Here is a 6,469-nt window from a genome sequence, read left to right as displayed (position 1 = left end):
GAAACGACGGCAATGACCAAATCACAAATTCTATCGCAAGCGTCAAGCTCAATCCTTGCGCAAGCGAAACAAGCGCCTAACTCAGCGCTAAGTCTGCTAGGTTAATCAATTTAACAAAGCAAGAAACCAAAGCCAGGCTCATCCCTGGCTTTTTGCTTATTGGCTATAACGATTCAGATGTGTCCTGACAGTATGTTCGATAAGGCATTCATATCGATTAGATGATCTCTTTAAATTCCAATGTTTCTGCGATGGTGGCGCAGAGACACCTGAGTCAAGCAGCTGCGCAAAATGTTGAGTCACAACGCAACCTAACTTCGGGGTTTCGAATCAACTCGGCGAGCGATGATGCGGCAGGTTTACAGATATCGAATACTCTCCATGTACAAACGAGAGGGCTTGATGTCGCCTTAAGAAATGCGCACGACGCTTTTTCTGTTGCTCAAACAGCGGAGGGAGCATTGCACGAAAGCAGTGACATATTGCAACGCTTACGCTCTCTGGGGCTTCAAGCAGCAAACGGCAGTTATGACTCAAGTGATCGGCAAAGTATTCAATATGAGGTCGTAGCGCTGCAAGATGAGCTTGATCGTGTCGCGATCACGACAACATTTGCGGATAAAAACCTGTTTGATGGATCTTACGGTTCACAAAGTTTCCATATTGGCGCGAACGCTAATTCAATCTCTTTGACGTTACGTAACATGCGTAGCCATATCCCAGAGATGGGAGGGCAGCATTATGTTGGTGATGCGGTCGATAAAGATTGGCGAGTCACTAAAGATAACCAAACCCTAAAAGTCGAATACCAAGACAGTAAAGGGCAAACCCAAACGGAATCCATTGGACTCAAATTGGGTGACCGCATAGAACAGGTCGCCACTTACATCAATGCTCAACAATCGATAGTGAATGCTTCAGTAACGGAAAACAACGAACTGCAATTCTTCGCTTCTACGATGAAGGCGCCAGAGGGTGTGGTTCTCGAAGGGAGTTTAGCGGATGAGCTTGATGTGAGCGCTGGTCAATTAGTCACAATGGATGACATCGATATGTCGACGGCAGGTAAGGCGCAGCTTTCAATTGGGGTGATTGATGCAGCAATTAAGTATGTTGATTCGCACCGGAGTGAAATTGGCAGCTTTCAGAACCGTGTAAACGGCTCGATGGATAACTTAAATACTGTGAATCGGAGTGTTACAGAATCCAAGAGTCGAATAAGAGATACAGACTTCGCAAGAGAATCTACGGAAATGGTGCGTTCTCAAGTGCTCCAAGATGCGACAACTGCATTACTCGCTCAAGCGAAGCAAAGGCAGAGTTCGGCACTTGGATTACTTAGCTGAGCGGATTTCATTGATGTAAGTCGATCAGAAACAAAATTTCAGGTAATAAAAAACGCTGCCAATGGCAGCGTTTTTTCGTGTTCGATTAAGTAAAAATTACTTAGTTACACGTAGAACTGGAGTTTCACCAACAGTTACAGAACCAGAAAGCTTGTTTAGCTCTTTGATTTCGTCCATGTTAGAGATAACAACTGGAGTTAGCGTTGACTTCGCTTTCTCTTCTAGAAGAGCTAGATCGAATTCAATTACAGTGTCGCCAGCTTTAACAGTTTGACCTTCTTCAGCGATACGCGTGAAGCCTTCGCCTTTTAGTTCAACTGTGTCGATACCGAAGTGAACGAAAAGCTCAACACCGTCGTCAGACTCGATAGAGAACGCGTGATTAGTTTCGAAGATCTTACCGATAGTACCGTTTACAGGAGCTACCATTTTGTTGCCTGCTGGCTTGATAGCAATACCGTCACCAACGATTTTCTCAGCGAAAACAACATCTGGCACGTCTTCGATGTTTACAATCTCACCAGAAAGTGGCGCGATGATTTCGATAGCACCAGCGTCAGCGCTGTCATCAGATACAAGCTTCTTAAGTTTGTCAAACAGACCCATTGTGTCATGCTCCTAAGGTTTGGTTTTATTCTGTCGAATTATAGTATACCAATATAGCTCATTAGACGACTTTTTTCGCCGTCTAATGGCCATTAAGTATTGAATTACTTGGTACTACCGATTACTGAGCTTTCTCAGCAATAAACTTTTCTACCACGGCTTCGATTTCTTCTGCTGTCGGTAGAGAAAGGGCTTCTTCAGCCATTGCTTTCACTTCTGCGAAGTTAGAGTTACGAACAACTTTCTTCACTTTAGGGATTGAAATGCCGCTCATTGAGAACTCGTCCAGACCCATACCTAGAAGTAGAAGTGTTGCACGCTCGTCACCTGCAAGTTCACCACACATACCAGTCCATTTACCTTCTGCGTGAGAAGCGTCGATAACTTGCTTGATCACTGTAAGTACAGCTGGTGATAGTGGGTTGTATAGGTGAGAAATCATCTCGTTACCACGGTCAACCGCTAGCGTGTACTGAGTTAGGTCGTTTGTACCGATAGAGAAGAAAGACACTTCCTTCGCTAAGTGGTGTGCGATCGCAGCAGCAGCAGGAGTTTCAACCATAACACCGATTTCGATGTTTTCGTCGAACGCGTGGCCTTCAGCGCGTAGCTCTTCTTTGTACTCTTCGATCGCTTTCTTAAGCTCACGGATTTCTTCGACAGAGATGATCATTGGGAACATGATACGCAGTTTGCCGTGTGCAGAAGCACGTAGGATGCCACGTAGCTGATCACGAAGGATTTCACGACGATCTAGACTGATACGTACAGCACGCCAACCTAGGAATGGGTTCATCTCTTTTGGAAGATCCATGTATGGGAGATCTTTATCGCCGCCGATATCCATAGTACGGATGATCGCAGCTTGACCGTTCATTGCTTCCGCAACTTCTTTGTACGCTTGGTACTGTTCTTCTTCAGTTGGTAGCGCAGTACGGTCCATAAATAGGAATTCAGTACGGTACAGACCAACACCTTCACCGCCGTTACGAAGGATACCGTCACAGTCTTTCACTGTACCGATGTTACCGCAAACTTCTACACGGTGACCGTCAGTCGTTTCTGCGTGTAGGTCTTTCAGTTTCGCTAGCTCTTCTTTTTCAGCTAGGAATGCTGCTTTAACCGCTTTCGCTTCTTCTAGCTCAGCTTCTGATGGGTTAACAACAATCTTGTTGTTCATTGCGTCAAGAATCAGCATGTCGCCATTCTTAACTTTCTTCGTGATGTCGTTAGTACCAACGATAGCTGGAAGCTCAAGTGAGCGAGCCATGATTGAAGTGTGAGATGTACGACCGCCGATATCACAAGCAAAACCAAGCACGTAGTCTAGGTTGATTTGTGCAGTTTCAGATGGCGTTAGGTCGTAAGCAACAAGAATTACTTCTTCGTTGATATCGCTAAGCGAAACAATGTTGATGCCTAGTGCGTTCTTAACAAAACGAGAACCGATATCGCGGATGTCAGTTGCACGCTCTTTTAAGTATTCGTCGTCTAGAGACTCAAGAGCACATGCTTGCTCTTCGATCACTGAGTGGATAGCGTGATCAGCAGTCATCTTGTCGTTTTTGATAAGTGCTAGGATTTCCTCTTCTAGCTCTTCGTCTTCAAGAAGCATGATGTGACCTTCAAAGATCGCTTCTTTTTCTTCGCCAAACGTTTCAAGCGCTTTTTGCTTGATAGTTTCTAGCTGAGCTGCAGATTTGTTACGAGCGTCAAAGAAACGCTGAACTTCAGCTTCTACTTGATCGTCAGAAATAGTGTTTGTGTTTAGGACAATTTCATCTTCTTGAAGTAGTAGTGCTTTACCGATTGCAATACCAGGAGATGCTAGGATGCCTGAAATCATAGCCTTACCTTAAGTTTGGTCAACTTTATAAAACGGGAGAATAATGGGTGCGCTAACGAATAGTTTTAGCTTAGTTTTGAGCCTATTTCCAACGAAGCCATTTTGCTTTCACAAAATGGCTTCTGGAGTAGGAGACCGGATTAGTGTAGTTGGTCCATTAGAGCAACTAGGTGGTCAACTGCTTGCTGAGCTTGTGGGCCTTCAGCAGAAATAGTAACTTGAGTACCTTTTACTAGGCCTAGTGTTTGTAGTTTGAACAGGCTCTTAGCGCTAGCGCTTTTACCGTTAGAAGTCACAGTGATGTCTGCGTCGAATGCTTTTGCTTCTTTAACAAACTGTGCAGCTGGACGAGTGTGAAGGCCGTTTTCTGCTGTGATTTCTACTTGCTTCTCGTACATGTGATATACCCCAATAAATGTATTTTTTTGTTAGTTTGTGACCAGATTTTAGCTTAACTGCTTTACATCTTGTGCGCTAGCACGGGAAGAGTTCAAAGCGCGTCAGTTCTGATACTAGTCAAAAGTTTGGTAACTACGCAACTGTTTGCGTGCGTAATCACTTTGAAACCTTTTTGTGTTCTGCTTCTTTATTTTGAAGCTAGAAATAAAACACCCTGATATTACCAAAGGTAGGGCAGGGATCAACAAAAAAGCCCCTAAACGGGGCTTTTTTAAACTAAAAATTGATTTGAACACATATTATTGTTGGTTCTCTTTTTCGGTAAAGATACCTGCAAAGAGTGCTGTACTTAGGTAACGCTCACCGGAACTTGGCAAGACAGTTACAATTGTTTTTCCTTCAAATTCAGGTAGTTCTGCAAGTCGGTTCGCTGCAACAACCGCTGCGCCAGATGAGATACCAGCTAGGATACCTTCCTCTTCCATTAGGCGACGAGCCATCTCAATCGCTTCTTCTGAGGTAACTTGCTCAACACGGTCAATAATGTCTAAATCGAGGTTACCAGGGATGAAACCAGCACCGATACCTTGAATTTTGTGTGGGGCAGGTTGGATTTCTTCGCCAGCAAGTGCTTGTGCAATAACCGGAGACTCTGCTGGCTCAACTGCAACAGAAGTGATGGCTTTGCCTTTTTCACCTTTGATGTAACGGCTTGTACCTGTGATAGTACCGCCCGTACCAACACCAGCAACGAATACGTCGATTTCACCGTCTGTCGCTTCCCAAATCTCAGGGCCCGTAGTCTTTTCGTGGATTTCTGGGTTCGCTGGGTTGTCAAATTGTTGAAGAAGTAGGTACTTCTCAGGGTTGCTTGCTACGATTTCTTCTGCTTTAGCAATCGCCCCTTTCATGCCTTTCGCCGCTTCAGTCAGCTCAAGGTTCGCGCCTAGTGCTTTTAGTAGCTTACGGCGTTCTAGGCTCATTGATTCAGGCATGGTCAATGTTAGCTTGTAACCGCGAGCAGCCGCTACGAATGCTAGAGCAACACCTGTGTTACCACTGGTAGGTTCTACAAGCTCTACACCTGGCTTAAGAAGGCCCGCTTTCTCTGCTTCCCAAATCATGTTTGCACCGATACGGCACTTAACACTGAAGCTAGGGTTACGCGCTTCAATTTTCGCGAGAACTTTGCCTTTACTTACTTTGTTTAGACGAACGAGAGGTGTATTACCAATAGTAAGAGAGTTATCTTCGTAGATTTTGCTCATAGTGATGTTCCTTCATTACACGTTGTGTGAATATGGATAGAAGAATATGCGGTATGAAAAAAAGGGAAAAGGATTAAAAAGTTATATCTTATTAGGTTGGCCCAGAACTTGATAAAAGAAAAGGGAAAAGCTGGCGCTGATCCCTTTCCTTAATCTCTAATCGACTATCGTTGGTGCTTAAACTCCGCGACCCACATAGCGGTTGCACCACATATTGCTACAGGCATGACAATGAGGTTCAAAATTGGGATCGTCGTAAATACAGACACCAATACCCCAAAGCCATAGGCCTTACCTTGCTTTTGTTTCAATTTGTAACGCATGTTGTTAAATGGGATTTTGTGGTTATCAAACGGGTAGTCACAATATTGAATCGCGAGCATCCAGGCGGTAAAGATAAACCATAAAAATGGGCCTACTGTTTGTCCAAGGGCAGGGATGAGCAATAACAGGAATAGGCCTATTGCTTTAGGTAAAATGTAAAGGAGCTTTCTCCACTCACGAGCTAAAACGCGAGGAACATCTTTCAGGACGGCAGTGAAACCATCATCATTTACTTTTTGTCCCGTTAAGTACTCTTCCACTTTTTCAGCCAAGAGGCCATTGAATGGCGCGGCGATAAAGTTCGCGAGCGTGCTGAAAAAATAGGAGAAGGTAGCGAGTATCGTTAGAGCGAGTAAAGGCCAAAGAATGTAAGTTAACCAGGATAAAAACTCAGGCAGCTGCCCAATCCAGCCTTCTATCCATATATTAAGGTTTGAAAATAGATAGAAGATGGCACCACCTACAAGCAAGATATTTGCAAGTAGAGGTAAGATGACAAAGCGCCTGATTTTAGGGGCTAGTGCCAATTGTATCCCGTATAGAAAATAACCGAACCCGGTTCTCTGCTGATTGTTTTTCTTCATGTCTATTTTGGCTTCGTGTAAATGAAAACTCATTGTACCTGTGAGGACTTTTCTTTCAAAGCCCTGACAAATGACGTCTTGTTAAGTGGAATCGTG

General features: G+C 44.3%; 7 protein-coding genes. 2 read left to right on the top strand and 5 right to left on the bottom strand.

Annotation, left to right across the window (positions count from 1 at the left end; genetic code table 11):
- Together R7E47_RS16660 and R7E47_RS16655 are read left to right on the top strand one after the other, a co-directional pair.
- On the top strand, positions 1–105 hold a 105-nt coding region (locus R7E47_RS16660; RefSeq protein WP_254661342.1), incomplete at its 5' end, for a flagellin.
- Between the two features lie 116 nt (positions 106–221).
- A complete protein-coding gene (locus R7E47_RS16655) occupies positions 222–1,346 on the top strand; it encodes a flagellin (protein WP_017819971.1) in 1,125 nt (374 codons plus the stop codon).
- A gap of 96 nt (positions 1,347–1,442) precedes the next feature.
- On the opposite strand, the gene crr is transcribed toward R7E47_RS16655, so the two are convergent.
- The 5 genes from crr to cysZ all read right to left on the bottom strand — a co-directional run bounded on the left by crr (position 1,443) and on the right by cysZ (position 6,373).
- Positions 1,443–1,952: a PTS glucose transporter subunit IIA gene (gene crr / locus R7E47_RS16650; RefSeq protein WP_005382041.1), complete on the bottom strand. Its 510-nt coding sequence runs from the start codon at positions 1,950–1,952 to the stop codon at positions 1,443–1,445.
- 121 nt (positions 1,953–2,073) lie between these two features.
- A complete protein-coding gene (gene ptsI / locus R7E47_RS16645; protein WP_318084670.1) occupies positions 2,074–3,798 on the bottom strand; it encodes a phosphoenolpyruvate-protein phosphotransferase PtsI in 1,725 nt (574 codons plus the stop codon).
- Between the two features lie 140 nt (positions 3,799–3,938).
- The gene (locus R7E47_RS16640; RefSeq protein ID WP_005382043.1) at positions 3,939–4,196 is read right to left on the bottom strand and encodes an HPr family phosphocarrier protein; all 258 of its coding nucleotides are present in this window, start codon (positions 4,194–4,196) and stop codon (positions 3,939–3,941) included.
- Positions 4,197–4,496: 300 nt separating this feature from the next.
- Positions 4,497–5,465 (bottom strand): cysteine synthase A, encoded by a 969-nt coding sequence (cysK, locus tag R7E47_RS16635; protein WP_005382045.1) that lies wholly within the window; start codon positions 5,463–5,465, stop codon positions 4,497–4,499.
- Between the two features lie 164 nt (positions 5,466–5,629).
- Positions 5,630–6,373 (bottom strand): sulfate transporter CysZ, encoded by a 744-nt coding sequence (cysZ, locus tag R7E47_RS16630; protein ID WP_031777216.1) that lies wholly within the window; start codon positions 6,371–6,373, stop codon positions 5,630–5,632.
- Between the last annotated feature and the right edge of the window lie 96 nt (positions 6,374–6,469).

The organism is Vibrio sp. Vb1026 (assembly GCF_033338745.1).
In the GTDB taxonomy this organism is placed as follows: Bacteria; Pseudomonadota; Gammaproteobacteria; order Enterobacterales; family Vibrionaceae; genus Vibrio; species Vibrio alginolyticus.
Note: the sequence above shows the minus strand (reverse complement) of the source record. Positions and strands in the feature narration are given on the sequence as shown.

What these genes read in the sequence shown, in the direction of transcription:
- cysZ (WP_031777216.1), bottom strand. Translation starts at nt 6,373, where the DNA reads ATGAAGAAAAACAATCAGCAGAGAACCGGGTTCGGTTATTTTCTATAC.
- ptsI (WP_318084670.1), bottom strand. Translation starts at nt 3,798, where the DNA reads ATGATTTCAGGCATCCTAGCATCTCCTGGTATTGCAATCGGTAAAGCA.
- R7E47_RS16655 (WP_017819971.1), top strand. Translation starts at nt 222, where the DNA reads ATGATCTCTTTAAATTCCAATGTTTCTGCGATGGTGGCGCAGAGACAC.
- R7E47_RS16640 (WP_005382043.1), bottom strand. Translation starts at nt 4,196, where the DNA reads ATGTACGAGAAGCAAGTAGAAATCACAGCAGAAAACGGCCTTCACACT.
- crr (WP_005382041.1), bottom strand. Translation starts at nt 1,952, where the DNA reads ATGGGTCTGTTTGACAAACTTAAGAAGCTTGTATCTGATGACAGCGCT.
- cysK (WP_005382045.1), bottom strand. Translation starts at nt 5,465, where the DNA reads ATGAGCAAAATCTACGAAGATAACTCTCTTACTATTGGTAATACACCT.